The sequence below is a fragment of the Alkalicoccus halolimnae genome (assembly GCF_008014775.2).
In the GTDB taxonomy this organism is placed as follows: domain Bacteria; phylum Bacillota; class Bacilli; order Bacillales; family Salisediminibacteriaceae; genus Alkalicoccus; species Alkalicoccus halolimnae.
Window position 1 is genome coordinate 76225 of sequence record NZ_CP144914.1, and the last position, 23873, is coordinate 100097.

General features: G+C 50.0%; 19 protein-coding genes, 3 tRNA genes and 3 rRNA genes. All 25 read left to right on the plus strand.

All coding sequences use genetic code 11. The features are described from left to right. Positions 1 to 13: 13 nt before the first annotated feature. The 25 genes from mazG to FTX54_RS00435 all read left to right on the plus strand — a co-directional run bounded on the left by mazG (position 14) and on the right by FTX54_RS00435 (position 23868). Complete coding sequence (gene mazG / locus FTX54_RS00315) at positions 14 to 1480, plus strand: nucleoside triphosphate pyrophosphohydrolase (protein WP_147805104.1); 1467 nt, start codon at positions 14 to 16, stop codon at positions 1478 to 1480. A 4-nt stretch (positions 1481 to 1484) separates the two neighbouring features. Continuing rightward, on the plus strand, positions 1485 to 1745 hold the full coding sequence (locus FTX54_RS00320) for an RNA-binding S4 domain-containing protein (RefSeq protein WP_147805103.1): 261 nt from the start codon (positions 1485 to 1487) through the stop codon (positions 1743 to 1745). Positions 1746 to 1819: 74 nt separating this feature from the next. After that, a complete protein-coding gene (locus FTX54_RS00325) occupies positions 1820 to 2206 on the plus strand; it encodes an FtsB family cell division protein (protein ID WP_187254672.1) in 387 nt (128 codons plus the stop codon). 384 nt (positions 2207 to 2590) lie between these two features. Next, on the plus strand, positions 2591 to 3007 hold the full coding sequence (locus FTX54_RS00330) for a S1 RNA-binding domain-containing protein (RefSeq protein ID WP_147805101.1): 417 nt from the start codon (positions 2591 to 2593) through the stop codon (positions 3005 to 3007). Positions 3008 to 3089: 82 nt separating this feature from the next. Next, positions 3090 to 3851 carry a threonine/serine exporter family protein gene (locus FTX54_RS00335; RefSeq protein WP_147805100.1) on the plus strand — a complete coding sequence of 254 codons (762 nt, stop codon included), beginning with the start codon at positions 3090 to 3092 and terminating at the stop codon, positions 3849 to 3851. 12 nt (positions 3852 to 3863) lie between these two features. After that, entirely contained in the window at positions 3864 to 4316 is a 453-nt protein-coding gene (locus tag FTX54_RS00340; RefSeq protein ID WP_147805099.1) for a threonine/serine exporter family protein, read from the plus strand. Further along, entirely contained in the window at positions 4297 to 5673 is a 1377-nt protein-coding gene (gene tilS / locus FTX54_RS00345; RefSeq protein WP_147805098.1) for a tRNA lysidine(34) synthetase TilS, read from the plus strand. Before FTX54_RS00340 ends, tilS begins: the two co-directional genes overlap by 20 nt. Before the next feature lie 6 nt (positions 5674 to 5679). Then, entirely contained in the window at positions 5680 to 6219 is a 540-nt protein-coding gene (hpt, locus tag FTX54_RS00350; protein WP_147805097.1) for a hypoxanthine phosphoribosyltransferase, read from the plus strand. Between the two features lie 70 nt (positions 6220 to 6289). Continuing rightward, complete coding sequence (gene ftsH, locus FTX54_RS00355; protein WP_147805096.1) at positions 6290 to 8281, plus strand: ATP-dependent zinc metalloprotease FtsH; 1992 nt, start codon at positions 6290 to 6292, stop codon at positions 8279 to 8281. A 94-nt stretch (positions 8282 to 8375) separates the two neighbouring features. After that, on the plus strand, positions 8376 to 9155 hold the full coding sequence (locus FTX54_RS00360) for a type III pantothenate kinase (protein WP_147805095.1): 780 nt from the start codon (positions 8376 to 8378) through the stop codon (positions 9153 to 9155). Positions 9156 to 9167: 12 nt separating this feature from the next. Continuing rightward, positions 9168 to 10055, plus strand: a complete 888-nt coding sequence (hslO, locus tag FTX54_RS00365; protein WP_147805094.1) for an Hsp33 family molecular chaperone HslO — start codon at positions 9168 to 9170, stop codon at positions 10053 to 10055. Positions 10056 to 10152: 97 nt separating this feature from the next. Then, positions 10153 to 11079, plus strand: coding sequence for a cysteine synthase A (cysK, locus tag FTX54_RS00370; protein WP_147805093.1), 927 nt, complete (start codon positions 10153 to 10155; stop codon positions 11077 to 11079). Positions 11080 to 11221: 142 nt separating this feature from the next. Continuing rightward, on the plus strand, positions 11222 to 12649 hold the full coding sequence (locus tag FTX54_RS00375) for an anthranilate synthase component I family protein (protein ID WP_147805092.1): 1428 nt from the start codon (positions 11222 to 11224) through the stop codon (positions 12647 to 12649). Then, positions 12646 to 13242 carry an aminodeoxychorismate/anthranilate synthase component II gene (pabA, locus tag FTX54_RS00380; RefSeq protein WP_147805091.1) on the plus strand — a complete coding sequence of 199 codons (597 nt, stop codon included), beginning with the start codon at positions 12646 to 12648 and terminating at the stop codon, positions 13240 to 13242. The genes FTX54_RS00375 and pabA overlap by 4 nt, the downstream gene beginning before the upstream one ends. Continuing rightward, on the plus strand, positions 13227 to 14102 hold the full coding sequence (gene pabC, locus FTX54_RS00385; protein ID WP_147805090.1) for an aminodeoxychorismate lyase: 876 nt from the start codon (positions 13227 to 13229) through the stop codon (positions 14100 to 14102). Before pabA ends, pabC begins: the two co-directional genes overlap by 16 nt. 10 nt (positions 14103 to 14112) lie before the next feature. Continuing rightward, entirely contained in the window at positions 14113 to 14952 is an 840-nt protein-coding gene (gene folP / locus FTX54_RS00390) for a dihydropteroate synthase (protein ID WP_422387424.1), read from the plus strand. A 1-nt stretch (position 14953) separates the two neighbouring features. Further along, on the plus strand, positions 14954 to 15328 hold the full coding sequence (gene folB, locus FTX54_RS00395) for a dihydroneopterin aldolase (RefSeq protein WP_147805089.1): 375 nt from the start codon (positions 14954 to 14956) through the stop codon (positions 15326 to 15328). Then, positions 15325 to 15804: a 2-amino-4-hydroxy-6-hydroxymethyldihydropteridine diphosphokinase gene (folK, locus tag FTX54_RS00400; protein WP_147805088.1), complete on the plus strand. Its 480-nt coding sequence runs from the start codon at positions 15325 to 15327 to the stop codon at positions 15802 to 15804. The genes folB and folK overlap by 4 nt, the downstream gene beginning before the upstream one ends. 353 nt (positions 15805 to 16157) lie before the next feature. Next, positions 16158 to 17642 (plus strand): lysine--tRNA ligase, encoded by a 1485-nt coding sequence (gene lysS / locus FTX54_RS00405; RefSeq protein ID WP_246125710.1) that lies wholly within the window; start codon positions 16158 to 16160, stop codon positions 17640 to 17642. An 868-nt stretch (positions 17643 to 18510) separates the two neighbouring features. Beyond that, positions 18511 to 20087, plus strand: a 16S ribosomal RNA gene (locus tag FTX54_RS00410). Between the two features lie 319 nt (positions 20088 to 20406). Continuing rightward, positions 20407 to 23353: ribosomal RNA gene (locus tag FTX54_RS00415) — 23S ribosomal RNA — on the plus strand. A gap of 130 nt (positions 23354 to 23483) precedes the next feature. Further along, positions 23484 to 23600: ribosomal RNA gene (gene rrf, locus FTX54_RS00420) — 5S ribosomal RNA — on the plus strand. Together the 16S, 23S and 5S rRNA genes with 3 tRNA genes alongside form the textbook arrangement of a ribosomal RNA operon. An 8-nt stretch (positions 23601 to 23608) precedes the next feature. Beyond that, positions 23609 to 23684: transfer RNA gene (locus tag FTX54_RS00425), tRNA-Val, on the plus strand. Positions 23685 to 23708: 24 nt separating this feature from the next. After that, a tRNA-Thr gene (locus FTX54_RS00430) sits at positions 23709 to 23784 on the plus strand. Positions 23785 to 23792: 8 nt separating this feature from the next. Further along, positions 23793 to 23868 (plus strand) — tRNA-Lys (locus FTX54_RS00435). The last annotated feature ends 5 nt before the right edge of the window (positions 23869 to 23873 follow it).

The following is a 23873-nucleotide window of genomic DNA, read 5'->3' on the forward strand; positions in this document are numbered from 1 at the left end:
AGGAGGCATATCCATGCCGGAACCACATATACGCATCGTCGGACTCGGAGCAGGGGATCTTGATCAGCTCCCTCTCGGTGTTTACAAAATGCTCTTGAAACAGGAAGAAGTAATGATACGCACGATCGACCACCCGCTTGTCAAAGAGCTTCAGCAGGAAGGGATCGCTTTTCACAGTTTTGATAATGTTTATGAAAAGACCGATACGTTTGAAGAAGTGTACCCCGCCATTGCCGAAGAACTAATGAAAACAGCTCAGGAAAAGGGCTCCATCGTCTATGCCGTCCCGGGTCATCCGCTCGTGGCGGAGATGACGGTGCAGCTGCTGCTTCATCAGCCGGTCGTCCCGGTCTCCATTGAAGGCGGCCAGAGTTTTCTGGATCCAATGTTCACCGCTCTGCAGATAGATCCAAATGACGGCTTTCAGCTGGTTGACGGAACGGACCTGAAGGGAGATGAACTGGCTGTCACCCAGCACGTTATTATCAGCCAGGTGTACGACGCGATGAGCGCATCAAACGTGAAAATTGCGCTGATGGAGCGGTATCCCGACGATTATCCGGTGACAGTCGTTACTGCCGCCGGGACAGCGGAGGAATCGCTCGTTACCGTTCCCCTGTTTGAAATAGACCGCACAGCGGGTCTTAGCAATCTGACGGCTCTTTACTGTGCGCCGGTAACAGAAGAAAAACAGCTCTACAGAGAATTTTCCACGCTGCGTCATGTTATCCGTACGCTGCGCGGACCGGACGGATGTCCGTGGGATAAAAAGCAGACTCATGAATCGCTGAAGCGGTACGCAGTGGAGGAAGTATATGAACTGCTCGAAGCAATTGATGAGGAAGATGACGATCACATCACCGAAGAGCTCGGTGACGTGCTGCTTCAGGTGATGCTGCATGCGCAGATCGGCGAGGATGACGGATATTTTGATATTGCGGATGTGATTGAGCATGTGACGGAAAAAATGATCCGCCGTCATCCGCATGTATTTGGAGAAACGAAAGCGGAAGATGCGGACGAAGTGCTCCGCAACTGGGAAGAGATCAAAAAGGAAGAAAAACAGGGAGAAAGCCGGGAATCAGAACTGGACGGCATTCCTAAAGCGCTTCCCGGACTGCTTCAGGCTTCTAAGCTGCAGAAAAAGGCAGCTCGTGTGGGCTTTGACTGGGGAGAAGAAGCTCCGATGTGGAGCAAGGTCGAAGAAGAGATTGCCGAATGGAAAAAGGAGCTGGAAGCGGGAGAAAAGCAGGCAGCTTCCGAAGAACTGGGGGACGTGCTGTTTTCGCTCGTCAACGCAGCCCGTTTCCATAAAATAGATCCGGAAGAAGCGCTCCAGCAGACGAACCGCAAGTTCTCGAGACGGTTTCGATTTATTGAAGAACGCCTCGTACAGGAAAATCGCGATATAAAAAAAGAAAGCCTGGAGGATCTCGATAAACTCTGGGAAGAAGCAAAATTGACGGAAAGAAGAGGGTGACAGTATGCGTTTAGATAAGTATTTGAAAGTATCGAGACTGATTAAGCGCCGGACGATGGCGAAGGAAGTTGCTGATCAGGGACGAGTGCAGGTCAACGGCAGTAATGCAAAGGCAGGGACGGAAGTGAAAGTCGGAGATGAGCTGACCGTCCGTTTCGGTCAGAAAACAGTGAAGCTGAAAATTAACCGGACAGATGAAGCCGCCAAAAAGGCAGATGCTGCTTCTTTTTACGAAATTCTTTCTGAAGAGCGTCCAGAAGACTGAGAAAACACCTTCTCCCCTTGCTAGTAATACTTTCCTGTCATATGATAGGAGAAAAGGGTGAAGGAGGTCTGGTTATGAAAGATAAACGTTATCCTCAAGTGCGGAGGCTTACCTCTGAATATATTGAACATCAGGAAAAAATGCGCGAAGAAAAAGAGCGCAGGAAAAAAGGCCTGAAACGCCGTCTCAGTGTTTTTGGCGGAGCAATAGGTGCCTTTATGATTTTTGCAGTAATCACTCTTTTCCAGCAGCATAATGCGATTGAAAGTCAGGAACAGGAAAATTATCAGCTGGAAACGCAGCTCTCCGATATGAAGGAAGAAGGAACAGCGCTGGAAGAAGAAATTGAAGCGCTCCATAATCCGGAATATATTGCGGAACTGGCACGCCGCGACTACTTTTTAACGAAGCCGAACGAAACGCTCTTTCAGCTCCCGCGTGACGAGGAGCCGTCAGAATAAACCTTTCAGCTTCTTCCCGGCATTGAAGCCATTGGAAAAAGGTACAGGATAGATAGTACAGCCGCTTTAAAAATGGTATACAAATGAATTAATTTCCTAATAGTAGGCAGCCCTCTAAAAACGAATAAGGCAGCTGACCTCCGTTTCAGACGGACGCCTTCCCGAGCGCTTGTTTTCAGCTGACTTTTGCGAGAAGTACTTTTGCAAAAGCTGATCTTCAGACTGCGCTTTATCCTCCGGGAGAATCTTTGCGCCTTTCGCAGGCGTCTTGAAAATCGCCTCAGCAAAGCTTTTTAACTATTGGTAATGAAAAGCAGAAGATCTATACTCTAAAAACAATAACGAACATTAATAAAACTTATTGTGAAGGAGGGCCGCCCGTCCATGGCAGTTGAAGCAGGCAGGAATTATCAGGCGAAAGTTACTAAAATAACGAATTTTGGAGCATTTGTGCAGCTGGAGAGCGGCGAAAAAGGACTGGTACATATCAGCGAAATTGCTGCCGGCTTCGTAAAGGATATCCGGGAGCATCTAAGTGTCGGGGAAGAAGTTACCGTCCGGGTGCTGAAAGTTCAGGAGAACGGGAAAATCTCTTTTTCGATCCGTAAAGCCCTCGAGCCTGCCGGGGAGAAAGCAGCAGAAGACAAGCACCCGGATCCGAAGAAACAGCGGGAGAGTCCGGCTTTTTTTGAAGAGAAAATGAACCGGTTTTTAAAAGAGAGCGAAGAACGTCTGGCTGTCCTCCGAAAAAAGACGGCGGGGCAGCCGGGCAGTCAGCGGGAAAATAACCAGCAGGATTGAAGATGTGTCCGTCCCTGTGCAACCGAGGCGGCGCATCTTTTGTTTTGCATAAACAGCCAGCAAGGCGGGAGGTGGAGCTTCGATGGGAGCAAAAGCAGATAAAGTTATGGACGTCTGCCTGAGGGCAGGCGAAATTATGCTGACATACGGGGCGGAAACCTACCGCGTCGAAGAGACGATTGAGAGAATGGCTCAGGCCGCGGGCTTTACAAATGTGCATTGTTTCACAACGACGACCGGTATCTTTTTGTCATTTGAAGAACGAAAGGGTAAAGGCGATCTTATGCAGATGGTCCGCGTGGACAACCGCATGCAGGATTTAAATAAAGTTACTGAAGTAAATCAGGTCTCCCGGGAATTTACGTCCGGCATGCTTACGGTCCAGGAAGCGGAAAAGCGGCTTGAAGAAATATACCGTGCGAAAATCCAGTATCCGATATGGCTGATTCACTTTGGTGCGGGTATAGCAGGTGCGGGCTTTTCCTACCTTTTCGGAGGAGGACTGTTTGATTATATTCCGGCCTTTTTTGCAGCAATGCTTGCAAGTATTGCCCTTGTGGAAATAGAAGGCTACTTAAAAGTGCGTTTCGCTTCGGAAATAGCAGCCGCCTTTGTCGGCAGCTCCTCTGCGATCGCTTTTGTCATGCTCGGTCTGGGGCAGAATATTGATCAGATTATCATCGGTTCGCTCATGCCCCTCGTCCCGGGAGTGCCGCTTACGAATGCGGTACGGGACCTTTTATCCGGAGATTTACTGGCAGGTATGAGCCGGGGGGTGGAAGCCCTGCTTACTTCGTTGTCCATTGCGAGCGGGGTAGCACTGGCTATTTCGATATTTTTATAAAGGAGGGCGCGTATGGATCTTATATTGGAACTTATCATCACCTTTTTTGCGATCATAGGCTTTGGAATTATTTTTAGTGTGCCCCGACGCGTCCTTCTCATAGGGGGTCTGATCGGGGCATGGACGTGGTTTGCCCTGCAGACGGCTCTGGAGATCGGAGTAACGGATATAGTGGCAACGGTCATTGCTTCTTTTACAGCAGCAACAATTGCTCATTATCTGGCCCGTAAGCTGCAGATTCCGGCAACAACGCTTTCCATTCCCGGGATTCTTCCTCTCGTTCCGGGAAGTCTTGCTTATTTTACAATGCTTGCATTTGTAGAGGGAGAATATATTGAAGGACTGGAAAACGGGGTGCAGACAATGCTTCAGGCCGGGGGCATTGCTGCTGGTCTCGTCCTCGCGCTTTCTTTGTTTTCTTTCGGGAAAGGAATAGGCAACCGCTATGAAACAGGAGATCAATAGCTTTATCAAGCGTCACGGCCTGTTGACGAAAGGGGAAAAGGTGATTGCAGCGGTATCCGGCGGGCCTGACAGCGTGGCGATGCTGCATTATTTAAATTCGCTTGAACTGGACCTTATCGTGCTGCATATCCATCATCACGTCCGTCCGGAAGCGGATGAAGATGCCGCTTTTGTCGAAGCGGAAGCGCTGCGTCTGGAGCTGCCTTTTCTTTTGAAACATACCGATGTTCCGGTTCGTATGAAAGAGACGGGCCGGGGACTTCAGCAGACCGCCCGCACAGAAAGGTACAAGTTATTTGAAGAGGCTATGAAAGAAACAGGAGCAGAAAAAGTGGCAACGGCTCATCACGGAGATGATCAGGTGGAAACGATGCTGATGCGCTTCGTCCGCGGGAGTGTCCAGGGGATGAAAGGCATACCCGTACGGCGGAAGCTCAACGAAGGAGAAGTGATCCGCCCGCTTTTAGCGGTGACGAAAGCAGAAATTGAAGACTACTGCAGAGAGAGGAATCTCTGTTACCGGATGGACGCTTCGAATCAGAGTACAAGCTATCAGCGCAATCGATTACGCCTCTCTGTTCTCCCGGAACTGAAAAAAGAAAATCCGCGAATTCACGAAACGGCCCAATGGCAGTCGGAAATCCGCACCGAAGAAGAAGCCTATGTTCACGCCCAGGCTGAAAAAGCACTGACAGGGGCGATACATACCCGTACACGTAACGAAATTACGACGACGTATACGTCTTTTCAGAGAATTCCCTCTGCTTTACAAAGGAGATGCGTTCATCTACTATTGACTTATCTCAATCCCCAGACACTCTGGTCAAGACATCATATTGAAGAAGTCCACGCCCTTTTATCTGCCTTTAAACGACCCCGCCTTTCTTTTTCGGCCAACGGTATTTATGTGGAAAAGTCATACGATCAAATACGCGTGTTTACGGACCGCGTGGAGGAGGGAATTTTCCACCCTCATAAAGTCGAAGTGCCCGGAGAAACGCAGGTTCCCGGAGGTGTGCTGATGACGGGTGAAAAACCTTTCCCCGAAGCAGATACGTCTCTTGAAGTGTTCATAAAGTCCGCTGATCTGCCGCTTACGGTCCGTTCAAGACTTCCAGGAGACCGGATCGTCACGAAAGCGGGGACGAAGAAACTGAAAAAAATCTTTATTGATGCAAAAATTCCTGTAAAAGTACGGGCGCAGTGGCCCATTATTACAGACAGGCATGGTACAATACTATGGGTGCCGTTTTTGCAGTCTGTAAAACCACCGGAAGATTTTGATTACGATAGGCAGTCTGTTCACCTCGCTTTCAGAAAAAGCGGAAATTCTGCTATTTTAACTAGGAGGAATTAGAAGAATATGAGAGACGACATTCTGGAAGTGCTCATTTCCGAAAACGAGCTTCAGGACAAGGTATCAGAACTCGGAGCACAGCTGACGGAAGAATACGCGGATCGATTTCCGCTTGTAATCGGAATTTTAAAAGGTTCTCTTCCTTTTATGGGAGATTTGATGAAAAAGATTGATGCTCATCTGGAATATGACGTCATGGACGTATCCAGCTATGGGACAGGGTTTGTTTCCTCCGGGGAAGTGAAAATCGAAAAGGATTTAAATACGTCGATTGAGGGAAGAGACGTTATTATTGTAGAAGATATTATCGACAGCGGAAATACGCTGAAATACTTAACGGATTTGTTCAAGTACCGTAAAGCAAAATCGATTAAGATTGTCACGCTGCTGGATAAGCCGGATGGACGCCAGGTGGATATCTACCCCGACGCTGCCGGATTTGTTGTACCGGATGAATTTGTCGTAGGGTACGGGCTGGATTATATTGAACGCTACCGGAACCTCCCGTATATCGGAATTTTGAAACCGGAAGTTTATCAGAAGTAAATTTGTTGTGAAGAAAACAGTGGGTATGATACTATAAAAAAAGTGTATTTGACGTGGGAGGAGGTTCAGGATGAATCGAATATTTCGTAATACGATATTTTATTTGCTAATTTTTCTGGTTATCATCGGTATCGTCAGTATTTTTCAGGCGGACACGGATGAGACAACCCAGATGACGTTCAATGAGTTCGAGGAAGAACTTGCAGAAAACAACATTGAATCCTTGTCGATTCAACCAAATTTAGATGTATATTCAGCGAGGGGACAGCTTCGTGGAGCGGAGGAAGATGAATACTTCACAGTTAACATCCCTGATCTAGATACATTCATTGAAAACGTAGTAGCCCAGACCGGAGAACAGGGTATCACCGAACTGATGGTGGAAGAAGCGGATGAACCGAGCGGCTGGCTTAACTTTATGACCGCCATTATTCCGTTTGTCATTATCTTCATACTCTTTTTCTTCCTATTGAGCCAGGCTCAGGGCGGCGGAAGCAAAGTGATGAACTTCGGCAAGAGTAAAGCGAAGCTTGTCAGTGAAGAGAAAAAGAAAGCGCGCTTTAAAGACGTAGCCGGCGCAGATGAAGAAAAGCAGGAGCTTGAAGAAGTTGTAGACTTCCTTAAAGATCCACGTAAATTTGCGGAAATCGGCGCACGTATTCCAAAAGGGGTGCTGCTTGTCGGCCCTCCGGGAACAGGTAAAACCTTAATCGCCCGTGCCGTAGCAGGAGAAGCGGGAGTTCCGTTCTTCTCTATCAGCGGTTCCGACTTCGTAGAGATGTTTGTCGGTGTCGGTGCTTCCCGTGTACGTGACCTTTTCGAAAATGCGAAGAAAAATTCACCGTGTATTATCTTTATTGATGAGATTGACGCCGTCGGACGCCGTCGGGGCGCAGGTCTCGGCGGAGGACACGATGAGCGTGAACAGACTCTGAACCAGCTTCTCGTAGAGATGGATGGTTTCGGTGTCAACGAAGGAATTATTTTGATCGCAGCCACGAACCGTGCTGATATTCTTGACCCTGCTCTGCTTCGTCCGGGTCGATTTGACCGCCAGATTACGGTCGGGCGTCCGGATGTAAAAGGCCGCGAGCAGGTGCTGCAGGTCCACGTGAAAAACAAGCCGCTTGCAGATGACGTCGACTTAAAGGCGATTGCCCAGAGAACACCAGGCTTTGCCGGTGCCGATCTGGAGAACCTTCTGAACGAAGCTGCGCTTGTTGCTGCAAGAACAGATAAAACGAAAATTGACATGGCTTCCATTGATGAAGCTATTGACCGGACCATTGCCGGTCCGTCCAAGAAAAACAGAGTTATTTCTGCAAAAGAACGCAATATCGTGGCCCACCATGAGGCCGGTCATACCGTTGTCGGGGTAAGGCTTGAAAACGCTGATATCGTTCATAAGGTGACCATCGTTCCACGAGGCCAGGCCGGCGGATATGCGATGATGCTTCCTAAAGAAGACCGGTACTTTATGACGAAGCCGGAGTTGATTGATAAGATTATCGGTCTTCTCGGCGGACGCGTAGCGGAAGAGATCATGTTTAATGAAGTGAGCACCGGAGCTTCCAACGACTTCCAGAGAGCTACGGCGATTGCCCGTAAAATGATCATGGAATACGGGATGAGCGAAAAGCTTGGACCGGTTCAGTTTGGCAGCGGCCAGGGTGGAGAAGTCTTCCTTGGACGGGACATTAATAATGAACAGAATTACAGTGAAGCGATTGCTCATGAAATTGATCTGGAAGTACAGCACATTCTGAAAGAAGCTTATGCTACATGTAAGGAAATTCTCACCAAGCACAAAGAGAGCCTGCAGCTTGTAGCAGAAACGCTTCTTGAATATGAAACGCTTGATGCCAAACAGATCGAGTCACTCGTTTATCACGGAAAGCTTCCGGATGATCACTACGCTACAAAAAATGGCGAAGAAGAAAACCCGGAAACAATTGCGACAACAGAGGCGGAAGAAACGACGCTTTCGGAGAACAATCCGGAAAAAGCAGAAGAAAAACCGCTGGAGGAAGATTCAACCGACAACCGTAAGAGAGACGAATAAAAAGTGGAGGGGCGATTCATATTACAGGGCAGAGAGACTGCGGCTGAATATGAACGCTCCTCTTTTTTACCATGGTGCAGGAGGAGGCATCCGGATGAATCTTGTGATCGACATCGGCAATACAAAAATGGCTTTTGGTGTATTTGAAGAGGATACCCTGGTCTCCAACTGGTCTTTAAAAACAGATACGGATAAAACAGCAGATGAATACGCGCTGCTTCTTTACCAGATGTTCGGGATGCACGAAATAGCGCTGGAAGAATGCAAAGGGGCTATGGTCTGCTCTGTTGTTCCTCAGGCAGACCGGATCATGAAAGAGGTATTGGATGACCATTTCGATATTCCGCTTCACTTTGTTGGTCCGGGAGTGAAAACGGGGCTGAATATCCTCTACGAAAACCCGAGGGAAGTCGGCGCCGACCGGATTACCAATTCGGTAGCTGCTTTGGAAAAATACGGCCCTCCATTCATTGTGGTCGATTTTGGCACAGCTACGACGTACTGCTACGTCAATGAAAAAGGCCAGTATCTTGGCGGAGCGATTACTCCGGGAATGGGGATCGCAATCGACGCTCTGACACAGAAAGCGTCCAAACTGCCGCGGATCGAAACGGCTACAGCCGCCGGGAGAGTTATCGGCAGGAGCACAGTAGAAGCACTGCAGTCCGGATGCCGGTACGGGTTGATCAGCGAAGTGGAAGGGATGATTCTCCGCATCCAGCAGGAAGCAGGAAGAAAAGCCCCTGTAGTTGCGACAGGCCGGGAAGCCGGCTGGATTAAATCAGAAACTGCCGCGATTCAGTGGGAGGAAGAATTCCTGACGCTCGAAGGTCTGCAGTTTATTTACCAAAAAAATCAGGAACTATTTTCTTAAGGAGGAAAAAGTATGTCAGATTATTTAGTGAAGGCCTTAGCCTATGAAGACAAAATCAGAATTTATGCAATGCGCTCTACCGATATGGTGAAAGAGGCAGCCCGCAGGCACGATACGTGGCGCACGGCAACGGCGGTGCTCGGACGGTCCCTTACAGCAGGCACAATGATGGGAAGTATGCTCAAAGGAGACGAGAAGCTGACTATTAAAGTGGAGGGAAGCGGTCCGGCAAGCCCGATTATTGTCGATGCCACCGCACGAGGGACGGCACGGGGCTATATCAGCAACAGTCATGTCGATCCGGAGCGCCGCGAAAACGGCAAACTAAACGTAGCGGCCGCTGTCGGTACGGAAGGGTCGCTCTCCGTAGTAAAGGACCTCGGTATGCGTGATCATTTCACAGGAAGCGTTCCGCTCGTATCAGGAGAACTTGCTGAAGATTTCACCTACTATTTTGCAACTTCCGAACAGACCCCTTCCTCCGTCGGTCTGGGTGTGGTCGTCGGCAAAGACGATATCGTGGAAGGAGCGGGCGGTTTTATTCTGCAGATTATGCCGGGAGCGACAGAGGAAATTCTCGACCAGATAGAAAACCGGCTCCAGGCACTGCCGCCGATCTCGGCGATGATCAAACGCGGCGACACGCCGGAGCAGATCATTGAACAGCTTGCCGGGGAAGAAAACTACCGGCTGCTTGAAACAAAAGAAACCGCTTTTGAATGCCACTGCTCCAAGGAACGCATAATGACGGCACTGGCGAGCATTGATGGACAGGAACTGTATGCCATGATTCATGAAGACGGAGGAGCGGAAACGACCTGCCATTTCTGTAACGAGCAGTACTGGATTACGAAACAGGAACTTCAGGACATTCTGGACAGCCGAATGGCAGAGAAATAAGAGAGTTGCAATTTAAGGAAACTTTTGCTATTATCAACTTAATCAAAGTTAACTAATCACATTAAAATACTCAGGATTAAAAGAGGAGGCATTTTTCATGGCTAAAGTAGCAAATTCCATTACGGAACTGATTGGAGATACTCCGCTCGTTAAGCTGCAGCGGATGGTATCGGAAGAACATGCAGACGTTTATCTGAAACTTGAATATCAGAATCCGGGTGCAAGTGTTAAAGACCGGATCGCGCTTTCTATGATCGAAGCAGCAGAAGAGAAGGGTAATCTGAAACCGGGAGATACTATTCTTGAGCCGACAAGCGGTAACACGGGTATCGGCCTGGCAATGGTTGCGGCAGCAAAAGGCTATAAAAGCGTGCTCGTTATGCCGGACACGATGAGTATGGAGCGCCGCAATCTTCTGCGTGCCTACGGAGCGGATCTCGTTCTTACTCCAGGGCCGAAAGGAATGAAGGGTGCGATTGCCAAAGCGGTGGAACTGCAGCAGGAGCACGGATATTTCATGCCTCAGCAGTTTGAAAACGAAGCGAATCCAAAAATTCACCGGGAAACGACCGGTAAAGAACTGCTTGAGCAGGTGGGTGACCAGCTTGACGCTTTCGTATCCGGAATTGGTACAGGCGGAACGATCACCGGAGCAGGAGAAGTATTAAAGGAAAAATTCCCGAACCTGCACATTGTAGCACTGGAGCCCGAAGATTCGCCGATCCTTTCAGGCGGAACGCCGGGACCTCACAAAATTCAGGGGATCGGAGCAGGTTTTGTTCCTGCAATCCTTAATACAGATATCTTTGACGAAGTCATGCAGATTTCTACAGAGAAATCGTATGAGTATGCACGCCGGGCTGCGCGTGAAGAAGGAATTCTCGGAGGCGTATCTTCCGGATCCGCTATTTATGCTGCGCTCGAAGTAGCAAAGAAGCTCGGTAAAGGAAAGAAAGTCGTGGCCGTAGTGCCAAGTAATGGAGAGCGTTATCTCAGCACTCCGCTTTACCAGTTCGAGGATTAAACTTATTACGAGAAAACCCCCGCAGGCCGGAATCCCGAGCCTGCGGGGGTTTTTGTGAAGGGAAGATGATTGCACCTCGTCCTTGTCCCCCTTATAATAATGGGAGAAAAACAAGCTGGCAACGCAGTCAGGAGTGTAAATGATGAGTAATAAGAGAAAGCCTTCAGCGTCTGCCCATTCTCTGCAGGCAGACAGCCGGCACTGGTTCGATACGTATAGAATTCTTTCTGCAGATAAAGATAATCATATGCTTCTTGAAAGCGGACGTGGAGGCCGCTATTCGATTATAGGCCTCTCCCCTTTTGCAAAGCTCCGCGGAAAAGACAATCTGCTCACTGTTGAGCAGGGAGAAGAAACGTTCACTTATAAAGGGTCCCTGCTTTCCTCTCTTCGGAGCTGGCTTGCGTTTTATGAAGCGGAAAAAGAGCCATCGCTTCCTGATTTTCAGGGGGGTATTGCAGGGCAGTTCAGCTATGACCTCGTCCGAGAGTTTGAAGAGCTGCCCCGTAATGCCGCGGATGATCTGGCGACAGACGATGTCTTTCTGCTGGCTTTTGACGAAGTCTATGTGATCGATCATAAGCAGCAGCTCCGCTGGAATATTGTCGTTGACGAAGGGGAAGCGGAAAAACGGCTGCTGGAAATGGAGCGGAGCTGGCAGGAAGCCCAGACTGGAGTAGTTCCGGATTTCAAAGACAATGGAAAAGTGGACGCTTCCGCTTCCGAACGTTCTTTTTCAGAAGCAGAATTTGCAGAGGCGGTTAAAAAAACCCAGAACTATATCGTCCAGGGAGATGTGTTTCAGGTTAATTTATCCGTAAGGGAAGCGAGACCGCTCTCAGCCGAGCCGGTGCATATTTACAACTCGCTTCGCAGCATCAACCCATCTCCCTATATGGGCTACATGCACACTCCGGAGCTGCAGTACATCAGCGCTTCCCCTGAACTGCTCGTCAAAGTGAACGGGGACGAAGTGAGTACACGTCCGATTGCCGGGACCCGCTCCCGGGGCAGGGATGAAAAGGAAGACCGTGAGCTCGCAGAAACGCTGCTTGCGAACGAAAAGGAACGGGCGGAGCACATTATGCTCGTAGATCTGGAAAGAAACGACCTCGGCCGTGTCTGCGCTTACGGCACGGTGGAAGTCGATGAACTGATGGTTATTGAAAAATATTCGCACGTACAGCACATCGTTTCCAATGTGCGCGGAACGAAAGCGTCTGAAAATGATACGCTGGACGTTATTGCGGCGGCGTTCCCGGGGGGGACGATTACCGGGGCACCGAAAATCCGCACGATGGAAATTATTGAGGAACTGGAACCGGTACGCCGGGGTGCCTACACCGGCTCGATGGGCTGGATTGGTTTCAATAAGGATATGGAGTTAAATATTACGATCCGCACGATGATTGCAAAAGCAGGGAAAGCCTACGTTCAGGCGGGGGCGGGAATAGTTATTGATTCCATGCCTCAGGCGGAATACCGGGAATCCCTAAAAAAAGCCAAAGCCCTTTGGAAGGCAAAAGAGCAGAGTGAAGAAGAGCTTGAGCAGAGGAGGATTTTAAAATGATATTAATGATTGATAACTATGATTCCTTTACGTACAACCTGGTGCAGTATCTTGGAGAAATGGGACAGGAGCTGGAAGTCCGCCGTAATGACCAGATTACTGTAGAAGAAATTGCCGAAATGAACCCTGATTATTTAATGATTTCACCGGGCCCTTGTTCGCCGGACGAAGCAGGAATCTCTATGGAAGCGATCCGCGCTTTTGCCGGAAAGATTCCGATTTTCGGGGTCTGCCTCGGACACCAGTCCATTGCGCAGGTGTTCGGAGGAGATGTCGTAAGGGCGGAGAGACTGATGCACGGGAAAACGTCCCCGGTAAATCATGACGGGAAAACGATCTTTCAAGGTCTTGAGAATCCTTTCACCGCGACCCGCTACCACTCCTTAATCGTAAAGCGGGAAACACTTCCAGACTGCTTTGACATTACCGCTGAAACAGCAGAAGGGGAAATTATGGCTGTCCGTCACAAGGAACTGGCTGTAGAAGGTGTGCAGTTTCATCCGGAATCAATCATGACCAATACCGGCAAAGTTATCCTCCGTAACTTTCTCGATGTTTACAAGGAGAAAGATCAAGTATGTATCTCTACGTAAATGGAGAAATAAAGCCGGATCATGACGTACGTATTTCCCCCTATGAACACGGATTTCTTTACGGGGCAGGGTTGTTCGAGACATTCCGCACCTACGGGGGTGAACCTTTCTTATTAAAGGATCACCTGGCACGGCTCGAGGCAGGAGCCAGGGAGCTGGCCGTTGAACTTCCTGCTTCGTTTGAAGAAGAGATCCGGCAGGCCGCTGCCGATCTGCTGGAGGCGAATCAACTTGAAGATGCCTACTTCCGGCTCAACGTTTCCGGAGGCGCAGAAGGAGTCGGCCTTCCGGCTGCTATCTATGGAGAACCGCTGACGATTTTATATATCAAGCCGCTGCCGGATTTCTTACCGGAGCAGAAAGAAGTCCGCACGCTGAAACTGCGTCGCAATTCCCCGGAAGGAGCGGTGCGGAGAAAGTCGCACCATTATTTGAACAACATCCTTGCCAAAAGAGAAATACAGGAACATGGAAATACAGAAGGCATATTTTTGACGGAAAACGGGGTACTGTCTGAAGGCATTACATCAAACCTGTTTTTCGTAAAAAAGGACCAGCTTTATACACCGGATGAATCCTGCGGCTGCTTAAATGGCATTACCTCCCGTTTCGTCAAAGCAATAGCCGAAGAGCTCGGGCTCCGGGTGGTGGAAGGGCGCTTTTCATTGAAAAAAGCCCTCGAAGCCGACGAAGTTTTTTTAACGAACTCCATTCAGGAGATCGTGCCCGTTTCCGCATGGGATGAACACTTCTTTCCGGGAAGCAGCGGAGAAAAAACAACGCTTTTGCAAAGTGTCTACCGGTATGCGGCGGACAGGACAGAAAACCCCAATAGAAAGCCGGGTGGTAATGATGAATAAGGTCAAGAGCATGACGTGGGACGGTTTTGAGCTTAATTTTGACGAAAAGACGTATATTATGGGCATCTTAAACGTGACGCCTGATTCTTTTTCCGACGGCGGCAGTTACAAAGAAGCGAAAGCAGCGAAAGTCCGGGCAGAGAATATGGTTGCCGAAGGGGCGGATATTATTGATATCGGCGGCGAATCGACGCGTCCCGGCGCTGTAACTATAGACGCAGAAGAGGAGGCGGCCAGAGTGCTTCCGGCCATCAAAGCGGTAAGAAAAGCAGTCAGCGTGCCGATCTCCATCGATACGTATAAAGCCTCTGTCGCCGAAAAGGCGCTTCAGGCTGGAGCGAATATCATTAACGACGTCTGGGGAGCGAAAGCAGATAAAGAAATGGCTTCTGTCGCCGCCCGTTATGACGTGCCGATTATTCTCATGCACAACCGCGAAAGAGCAGAATACACCAGTCTGGTTGAAAATATAAAAGAAGACCTCGCGGAATCGGTTGATATCTGCCTGAAGAGCGGAGTAAAAAAAGAGCGGATCATTCTCGATCCGGGAGTCGGTTTTGCAAAATCCTACGAAGAAAACCTTCTCGTCATGCGCCACATGGAGGAATTTACAAATCTCGGATATCCCGTTCTTCTCGGGACTTCCCGAAAATCGTTAATCGCAAAAACTTTGGAACTTCCGGTGGATGAACGAATCGAAGGAACAGGGGCCACGGTCTGCCGCGGTATTGACCAGGGATGCGAAATGGTACGCGTGCATGACGTACTTGAAATCAGCCGTATGGCAAAAATGATGGATGCAATGATCGGCAAAGGTGGAAAACCACTCACTATGGCAGGAGGCGTATAGAATGGATAAAGTATATGTACAGGGGATGCGGTTTTACGGCTACCATGGAGCTTTTCACCAGGAAAATGAGCTCGGTCAGCGTTTTTACGCGGATATTATTCTGGAAATGGATGCGGAAAAGCCGGGACGGACCGATGACCTTGATGATACGGTAAACTATGCAAAAGTATATGAAGCAGCCAAAGAAGTCCTCGAAGGAGAGCCGGTTAAACTTGTCGAGACGCTGACATCACGAATTGCGAAGCTCGTTCTTCAGCGTTTCGCCGTAATCGAAGCAGTAACCGTGAAAGTTACCAAGCCTGACCCGCCGATTCCGGGACACTACGACTCGGTTGCTGTGGAAATCCGCCGTGAGCGGGGGTTTGAAAACCAGTGACGACAGCCTACCTCAGCCTCGGAGCCAACCTGGGGGAGCGCAGGGAACAGCTGGAGAGAGCCCTTTCTCTCCTCAGCGCCGAAGATGAAATCACCGTACTGGACGTCTCCTCTTTTTATGAAACGAAAGCAGTCGGTGTGACGGATCAGCCGGACTTTTTAAACATTGCTGCAGCGGTAGATACAGCGCTCTCCCCACTGAATCTGCTGGAGGTGACCCAGTCCATTGAAGCTGCCATAGGCCGTGAACGTAAGGAAAAGTGGGGGCCCCGCACGATCGACCTTGATATTCTGCTGTATGGAGAAGAGCACATAGATTTGGAGGCTCTTACCATTCCCCACCCCCGTATGACTGAAAGGGCGTTCGTACTCGTCCCTCTCGAGGAGATTGCTCCGGATCTGCGCATTCACGGGAGGAAAATCGAAGAATGGGTAAATGAAAAAGAGGATCGAAACGACGTTGTGAAAATTACGTAACAGGGTGCTGTACATGTTTTTTTCAATGAAGAACGAAAGAGGCAGAAGAAGAGGCTGTACGTGAAAGGCACAAACGAGCTTACTGATATACCAAAGAAGGACGACCCGCCATGCCATAGCTGAAATGCTGATTGATATCGGTGGCAGGCTGGAAGAAAAACAGCCTCAGGCAGCAGCCCTCAGGTTGACACAGCAGGGATAGTTGCCTATAATACGTGGAGATAATGAAAACTGCCGGCCAGGGTCGGCAGTTTTCTTCATGCGTTTATAAATGTTTTTTTATGGAAGAAAGCATAAATTATTATACACAGGAGATGATGAATGTGAGTCAGGAACTTGAAACCTCCGATCAAATGCAGGTGCGCAAGGAAAAGCTGCAGAACATGCTTGATCTGGGAATTGACCCATTCGGCGGTCGTTTTGAACGTACCCACGATGCAGCCGGAATAGTATCGCAGTATGACGACCTTTCAAAAGAAGAACTTGCTGAAACGGAAGTGCCGGTTACAATCGCTGGACGGATGATGACGAAAAGAGGCAAAGGAAAAGCAGGATTTGCCCACCTTCAGGACCTATCCGGGCAGATCCAGATTTATGTCAGGAAAGATGGAGTCGGGGAAGAGCAGTATGATCTGTTTACCCGGGCAGATATCGGGGATCTCCTTGGAATTGAGGGAGTTATCTTTAAAACAAAGGTCGGTGAAATTTCTGTCAAAGCAAGCAGGCTGGAATTCCTCTCCAAGTCCCTTCGGCCGCTCCCGGATAAATATCACGGTCTGAAAGACGTGGAACAGCGCTACCGTCAGCGCTATCTGGACTTAATCGTAAATCCGGAAGTGCGTGACACGTTCGTGCTGCGCAGCCGCATCCTGCAGTCGATGCGCCGGTATCTCGATGACCGGGGCTATCTGGAAGTAGAAACTCCGATGATGCACGCGATTCCAGGTGGAGCAACGGCACGCCCGTTCGTTACGCACCATAACGCCCTCGATATGACGCTTTATATGCGAATCGCGATCGAGCTGCACTTAAAGCGCCTGATCGTCGGCGGCCTGGAAAAAGTGTATGAAATCGGCCGCGTTTTCCGAAACGAAGGGGTATCGACCCGTCATAACCCGGAATTTACTATGATCGAACTTTATGAAGCATACGCAGATTATGAAGATATCATGACTCTTACAGAAAATCTCGTCGCTCATATTGCACGCGAGGTGCTTGGCACTACAAAAGCGGTTTACGGGGAAGAAGAAATTAACCTGGAACCAGCATGGAAGCGGGTTCACATGGTGGATATTATCAAAGAATATACAGGTGTGGACTTCTGGAAGGAAATGACAGACGAAGAAGCCCGTGCTCTTGCTAAAGAACATAAGGTGCCGGTGAAAGAGACGATGAAATTCGGCCATGTAGTAAACGAATTCTTTGAGGAGTTCGTAGAAGAAAATCTTATTCAGCCTACTTTCGTCTATGGTCATCCTCTTGACATTTCTCCTCTCGCTAAGAAAAATGCGCAGGATGGACGCTTCACCGATCGTTTCGAACTGTTTATCGTCGGAAGGGAACATGCCAATGCCTTTACCGAGCTTAACGATCCGGTGGATCAGCGTGAGCGTTTCGAATCTCAGCTCCTCGAGCGTGAGCAGGGAGATGAAGAAGCCCATATGATGGATGAGGACTTTCTGGAATCACTGGAATACGGGCTCCCTCCTACAGGGGGGCTCGGTATCGGGATTGACAGGCTCGTTATGCTCCTTACCAATTCATCCTCTATACGTGATGTTCTCCTCTTCCCGCAAATGCGTGACAGAGATGAGAGGCACGAAAAGGGAGAAGAATAAAACGGCACACAATACAGAAGCAGCTTTCTCCACGGATGGAGAAGGCTGCTTTTTTCGTTTTACGACAGGAGAGCTTGAGGATGTCTGAGTATGCTGCAGAAAAGAAACAAATAATAAAAAACAGTTTCTAACTGCTATAGTCGGGCCTGCTTGTTTTGTCCACGCTTGTAAAGACAAATACTATAGAAGTTTCCTGTTCAGTTTTTCCTTCCTTTTCGTAGGTGAATCGAGGTTGATAAAAACGAAAAAGGGAGACAGACGTCAAAGAGGCGGGGTGGTTTAAAAAAGAGGAAGCGGGGGCTGGAGCTTTAATTAACTTTATTTTCGCAGAATCGATCGCCTGAAAGCAGCGGCAGAGTTAAAATGTGGGCTCGGCTTAATAGGGAAAAGTTTTTTACAGGGCGGCTTTTCCCTCTAAGCTTTAATAAAAAAATATGGTGCTGTTTCTTCAATGAGAGGATCCTGACTAAATGTAGATATTAAAACAGGTCCGTATACTATATGCGGAGACGCGGAAGCTTGTGAGAAAAAAGATAAAACTTTATTGATCAAAACCTTGTCAAAGATGATTTAAACATGCTATATTATTACCTGTCGCCGCAAAACAGACCGGTGGCAAATAAATAAAGCATTTAAAACTTTTAAAAAAAGTTGTTGACGCGAAAGCGGCCAAATGCTATATTAATTAAGTCGCCAAAAACAGGCGGCGCTGTGATTTGCCCTTTGAAAACTAAACAAAAGACGATTGTGAAGGAAAAAGAGAATGAATCATTCTCTGTCAATTTATTATTAAAGAATCTTTAGCCAGATTCAGTTTTGAAAGCGAAGCATCCCGCTTCGCGATGTCAGAAGTTCAAACTTCGACGATTTATCGGAGAGTTTGATCCTGGCTCAGGACGAACGCTGGCGGCGTGCCTAATACATGCAAGTCGAGCGCAGGAAGCAGGCAGCGCCCTTCGGGGCAAAACCTGTGGAATGAGCGGCGGACGGGTGAGTAACACGTGGGCAACCTGCCTTCCAGGCCGGAATAACCCCGGGAAACCGGGGCTAATGCCGGATGATCAAGCGGCTCGCATGAGCGGCTTGTCAAAGGGGCGGAGACTTCGGTCTTCTCCCGCTGGAAGATGGGCCCGCGGCGCATTAGCTTGTTGGTGGGGTAACGGCCCACCAAGGCGACGATGCGTAGCCGACCTGAGAGGGTGATCGGCCACACTGGAACTGAGACACGGTCCAGACTCCTACGGGAGGCAGCAGTAGGGAATCATCCGCAATGGGCGAAAGCCTGACGGTGCAACGCCGCGTGAACGATGAAGGTTTTCGGATCGTAAAGTTCTGTTGTGAGGGAAGAACAAGTGCCGGTCGAACAGGCCGGCACCTTGACGGTACCTCACGAGAAAGCCCCGGCTAACTACGTGCCAGCAGCCGCGGTAATACGTAGGGGGCAAGCGTTGTCCGGAATTATTGGGCGTAAAGCGCACGCAGGCGGTCTCGTAAGTCTGATGTGAAAGCCCACGGCTCAACCGTGGAGGGTCATTGGAAACTGCAGGACTTGAGTGTAGGAGAGGAAAGTGGAATTCCACGTGTAGCGGTGAAATGCGTAGATATGTGGAGGAACACCAGTGGCGAAGGCGACTTTCTGGCCTACAACTGACGCTGAGGTGCGAAAGCGTGGGGAGCAAACAGGATTAGATACCCTGGTAGTCCACGCCGTAAACGTTGAGTGCTAGGTGTTAGGGGTTTCGATGCCCTTAGTGCCGAAGTTAACACATTAAGCACTCCGCCTGGGGAGTACGGCCGCAAGGCTGAAACTCAAAGGAATTGACGGGGGCCCGCACAAGCAGTGGAGCATGTGGTTTAATTCGACGCAACGCGAAGAACCTTACCAGGTCTTGACATCCTTTGAACACTCTGGAGACAGAGTTTTCCCCTTCGGGGGACAAAGTGACAGGTGGTGCATGGTTGTCGTCAGCTCGTGTCGTGAGATGTTGGGTTAAGTCCCGCAACGAGCGCAACCCTTGACCTTAGTTGCCAGCATTTGGTTGGGCACTCTAAGGTGACTGCCGGTGATAAACCGGAGGAAGGTGGGGACGACGTCAAATCATCATGCCCCTTATGACCTGGGCTACACACGTGCTACAATGGATGGTACAAAGGGCAGCGAAGCCGCGAGGTGGAGCGAATCCCAGAAAGCCATTCTCAGTTCGGATTGCAGGCTGCAACTCGCCTGCATGAAGCCGGAATTGCTAGTAATCGCGGATCAGCATGCCGCGGTGAATACGTTCCCGGGCCTTGTACACACCGCCCGTCACACCACGAGAGTTTGTAACACCCGAAGTCGGTGAGGCAACCCTTTTTGGGACCCAGCCGCCGAAGGTGGGACAGATGATTGGGGTGAAGTCGTAACAAGGTATCCGTACCGGAAGGTGCGGATGGATCACCTCCTTTCTAAGGAGCTCGAGTAAGCTCACTTATCGATTCCTTCCTTTCGTTCTTTTGTTTAGTTTTGAGAGGGTTAACACCTCTCGGCCGGCTCTTTTTTTTCGGCTTTCTTCTGCTTGGCGGAAGGAAGAAAGGAAAGAAAAAGACGGTCCGCAAGCCTCTGTCCTTTGAAAACTGGATAACGTAATGTATGAACAATCAATCACCGGAAACAAGGTCTATTGGTCCGGGGTCCGCCCCGTGACGAAGAAACGAGTTTCCGAGTGTCTTAGAATATCGCCAAGACGATCGAATGACGTCCACTGCCTCCCTCAGGGGGGCAGCTGGTTAAGCTAGAAAGGGCGCACGGTGGATGCCTTGGCACTAGGAGCCGATGAAGGACGGGACGAACACCGATATGCTTCGGGGAGCTGTAAGTAAGCGTTGATCCGAAGATTTCCGAATGGGGGAACCCCGTATCCGTAATGGGATACGATCCACACCTGAATCCATAAGGTGTGTGATGGCAGACCCGGGGAACTGAAACATCTCAGTACCCGGAGGAAGAGAAAGCAAATGCGATTTCCTGAGTAGCGGCGAGCGAAACGGAAACAGCCCAAACCAGAAGGCTTGCCTTCTGGGGTTGTAGGACACTCCATACGGAGTTACAAAGAGAGGGTATAGAGGAAGCGGCCTGGAACGGCCCGCAGGATAAGGTAACAGCCCTGTACTCGACATGCCCCCTCCTCCGGAGTGGATCCTGAGTACGGCGGGACACGTGAAACCCCGTCGGAATCCGGGAGGACCATCTCCCAAGGCTAAATACTCCCTAGTGACCGATAGTGCACCAGTACCGTGAGGGAAAGGTGAAAAGTACCCCGAAAGGGGAGTGAAAGAGATCTTGAAACCGTGTGCCTACAAGTAGTTGGAGCCCGTTTATGGGTGACAGCGTGCCTTTTGTAGAATGAACCGGCGAGTTACGATGACGTGCCAGGTTAAGTCGATAAGACGGAGCCGCAGCGAAAGCGAGTCTGAACAGGGCGCTTTGAGTACGTCGTTGTAGACCCGAAACCGGGTGATCTACCCATGTCCAGGGTGAAGTCCAGGTAACACTGGATGGAGGCCCGAACCCACGCACGTTGAAAAGTGCGGGGATGAGGTGTGGGTAGGGGTGAAATGCCAATCGAACTCGGACATAGCTGGTTCTCCCCGAAATAGCTTTAGGGCTAGCCTCGAGGGATAGAGTGTTGGAGGTAGAGCACTGATTGGACTAGGGGTCCCTACAGGATTACCGAATTCAGTCAAACTCCGAATGCCAATCACTTATCCTCGGGAGTCAGACTGCGAGTGCTAAGATCCGTAGTCAAGAGGGAAACAGCCCAGACCATCAGCTAAGGTCCCCAAGTATACGTTAAGTGGAAAAGGATGTGGAGTTGCTTAGACAACCAGGATGTTGGCTTAGAAGCAGCCATCATTGAAAGAGTGCGTAATAGCTCACTGGTCGAGTGACTCTGCGCCGAAAATGTACCGGGGCTAAACGTATCACCGAAGCTATGGACAAAACACCTTCGGGTGTTCTGTGGTAGGGGAGCGTTCCAGGGGCATCGAAGCCGGACCGGAAGGACCGGTGGAGCGCCTGGAAGTGAGAATGCCGGTATGAGTAGCGAAAAGAGGGGTGAGAATCCCCTCCGTCGAAAGCCTAAGGGTTCCTGAGGAAGGCTCGTCCGCTCAGGGTTAGTCGGGTCCTAAGCCGAGGCCGAAAGGCGTAGGCGATGGAAAACAGGTCGATATTCCTGTACCACCACGTTTCCGTTTGAGCAATGGGGGGACGCAGGAAGGCAGGGCAAGCGCACCGCTGGATGTGTGCGCCGAAGCAGTAAGGCTGGAACACAGGGAAATCCGTGTTCTGTTAAGGCTGAGCTGTGACCGCGAGGGAAATTTAGTACCGAAGTGCCTGCACCTACACTGCCAAGAAAAGCCTCTAGCGAGGAAACTGGTGCCCGTACCGTAAACCGACACAGGTAGGCGGGAAGAGAATTCTAAGACGCGCGGGAGAACTCTCGTTAAGGAACTCGGCAAAATGACTCCGTAACTTCGGGAGAAGGAGTGCTCCCTGGGGTTCATAGCCCAGGGGAGCCGCAGTGAATAGGCCCAAACGACTGTTTATCAAAAACACAGGTCTCTGCGAAGCCGCAAGGCGAAGTATAGGGGCTGACACCTGCCCGGTGCTGGAAGGTTAAGAGGAGGGGTTATCCCTTACGGGAGAAGCTCCGAATTGAAGCCCCAGTAAACGGCGGCCGTAACTATAACGGTCCTAAGGTAGCGAAATTCCTTGTCGGGTAAGTTCCGACCCGCACGAAAGGTGCAACGATTTGGGCACTGTCTCAACGAGAGACCCGGTGAAATTATATTACCTGTGAAGATGCAGGTTACCCGCGACAGGACGGAAAGACCCCATGGAGCTTTACTGCAGCTTGATATTGGGTGTCGGAACAGCTTGTACAGGATAGGTAGGAGCCTTGGAAACCGGAGCGCCAGCTTCGGTGGAGGCATCGGTGGGATACTACCCTGGCTGTTTTGACATCCTAACCTCGACCCGTGATCCGGGTCAGGGACAGTGTCAGGTGGGCAGTTTGACTGGGGCGGTCGCCTCCTAAACAGTAACGGAGGCGCCCAAAGGTTCCCTCAGAATGGTTGGAAATCATTCGCAGAGTGCAAAGGCATAAGGGAGCTTGACTGCGAGACAGACAGGTCGAGCAGGGACGAAAGTCGGGCTTAGTGATCCGGCGGCACCGTATGGAAGGGCCGTCGCTCAACGGATAAAAGCTACCCTGGGGATAACAGGCTAATCTCTCCCAAGAGTCCACATCGACGGGGAGGTTTGGCACCTCGATGTCGGCTCGTCGCATCCTGGGGCTGAAGTAGGTCCCAAGGGTTGGGCTGTTCGCCCATTAAAGCGGCACGCGAGCTGGGTTCAGAACGTCGTGAGACAGTTCGGTCCCTATCCGTCGCGGGCGCAGGAAATTTGAGAGGAGCTGTCCTTAGTACGAGAGGACCGGGATGGACACACCGCTGGTGTACCAGTTGTTCCGCCAGGAGCATCGCTGGGTAGCTACGTGTGGACGGGATAAGTGCTGAAAGCATCTAAGCATGAAGCCCCCCTCAAGATGAGATTTCCCATCCCAAGTGATTGGGAGTAAGATCCCTCTGAGACGAAGAGGTAGATAGGTCTCGTGTGGAAGCGTGGCGACACGTGAAGCTGAGAGATACTAATCGATCGAGGGCTTAACCAAAAAAAGAAGATAATTCGACGACACCGATTGAAGGGTTCATACACCCCCGTTATCCAGTTTTGAGTGGACAGCTCCAACCCCACCCAGGGCGCACAGGCCCGGAACAAAAGGGTTGAAAAAACAAAAAAGATCCAGTGACGAAAGCGGAGAGGTCACACCCGTTCCCATGCCGAACACGGAAGTTAAGCTCTCCAGCGCCAATGATAGTTGGGGGCTCTCCCCCTGCAAAAGTAGGACGTCGCTGGGTTTTAATATGGAGGATTAGCTCAGTTGGGAGAGCACCTGCCTTACAAGCAGGGGGTCGGCAGTTCGAGCCTGTCATCCTCCACCATTATTACCTTTCCAGTTTAATATTGCTGGCCTAGCTCAATTGGTAGAGCAACTGACTTGTAATCAGTAGGTTGGGGGTTCAAGTCCTCTGGCCAGCACCATTTTTCAAGAGCCATTAGCTCAGTTGGTAGAGCATCTGACTTTTAATCAGAGGGTCGGAGGTTCGAATCCTCCATGGCTCACCATTTTT

Excerpts from the sequence above, each read along its gene's own strand:
- FTX54_RS00340 (WP_147805099.1), top strand. The coding sequence starts at position 3,864 with ATGGATCTTATATTGGAACTTATCATCACCTTTTTTGCGATCATAGGC.
- hpt (WP_147805097.1), top strand. The coding sequence starts at position 5,680 with ATGAGAGACGACATTCTGGAAGTGCTCATTTCCGAAAACGAGCTTCAG.
- ftsH (WP_147805096.1), top strand. The coding sequence starts at position 6,290 with ATGAATCGAATATTTCGTAATACGATATTTTATTTGCTAATTTTTCTG.
- pabA (WP_147805091.1), top strand. The coding sequence starts at position 12,646 with ATGATATTAATGATTGATAACTATGATTCCTTTACGTACAACCTGGTG.
- tilS (WP_147805098.1), top strand. The coding sequence starts at position 4,297 with ATGAAACAGGAGATCAATAGCTTTATCAAGCGTCACGGCCTGTTGACG.
- FTX54_RS00330 (WP_147805101.1), top strand. The coding sequence starts at position 2,591 with ATGGCAGTTGAAGCAGGCAGGAATTATCAGGCGAAAGTTACTAAAATA.
- FTX54_RS00360 (WP_147805095.1), top strand. The coding sequence starts at position 8,376 with ATGAATCTTGTGATCGACATCGGCAATACAAAAATGGCTTTTGGTGTA.
- FTX54_RS00325 (WP_187254672.1), top strand. The coding sequence starts at position 1,820 with ATGAAAGATAAACGTTATCCTCAAGTGCGGAGGCTTACCTCTGAATAT.
- FTX54_RS00320 (WP_147805103.1), top strand. The coding sequence starts at position 1,485 with ATGCGTTTAGATAAGTATTTGAAAGTATCGAGACTGATTAAGCGCCGG.
- FTX54_RS00335 (WP_147805100.1), top strand. The coding sequence starts at position 3,090 with ATGGGAGCAAAAGCAGATAAAGTTATGGACGTCTGCCTGAGGGCAGGC.
- folB (WP_147805089.1), top strand. The coding sequence starts at position 14,954 with ATGGATAAAGTATATGTACAGGGGATGCGGTTTTACGGCTACCATGGA.
- pabC (WP_147805090.1), top strand. The coding sequence starts at position 13,227 with ATGTATCTCTACGTAAATGGAGAAATAAAGCCGGATCATGACGTACGT.
- cysK (WP_147805093.1), top strand. The coding sequence starts at position 10,153 with ATGGCTAAAGTAGCAAATTCCATTACGGAACTGATTGGAGATACTCCG.
- folP (WP_422387424.1), top strand. The coding sequence starts at position 14,113 with ATGACGTGGGACGGTTTTGAGCTTAATTTTGACGAAAAGACGTATATT.
- hslO (WP_147805094.1), top strand. The coding sequence starts at position 9,168 with ATGTCAGATTATTTAGTGAAGGCCTTAGCCTATGAAGACAAAATCAGA.
- lysS (WP_246125710.1), top strand. The coding sequence starts at position 16,158 with ATGCAGGTGCGCAAGGAAAAGCTGCAGAACATGCTTGATCTGGGAATT.
- FTX54_RS00375 (WP_147805092.1), top strand. The coding sequence starts at position 11,222 with ATGAGTAATAAGAGAAAGCCTTCAGCGTCTGCCCATTCTCTGCAGGCA.
- mazG (WP_147805104.1), top strand. The coding sequence starts at position 14 with ATGCCGGAACCACATATACGCATCGTCGGACTCGGAGCAGGGGATCTT.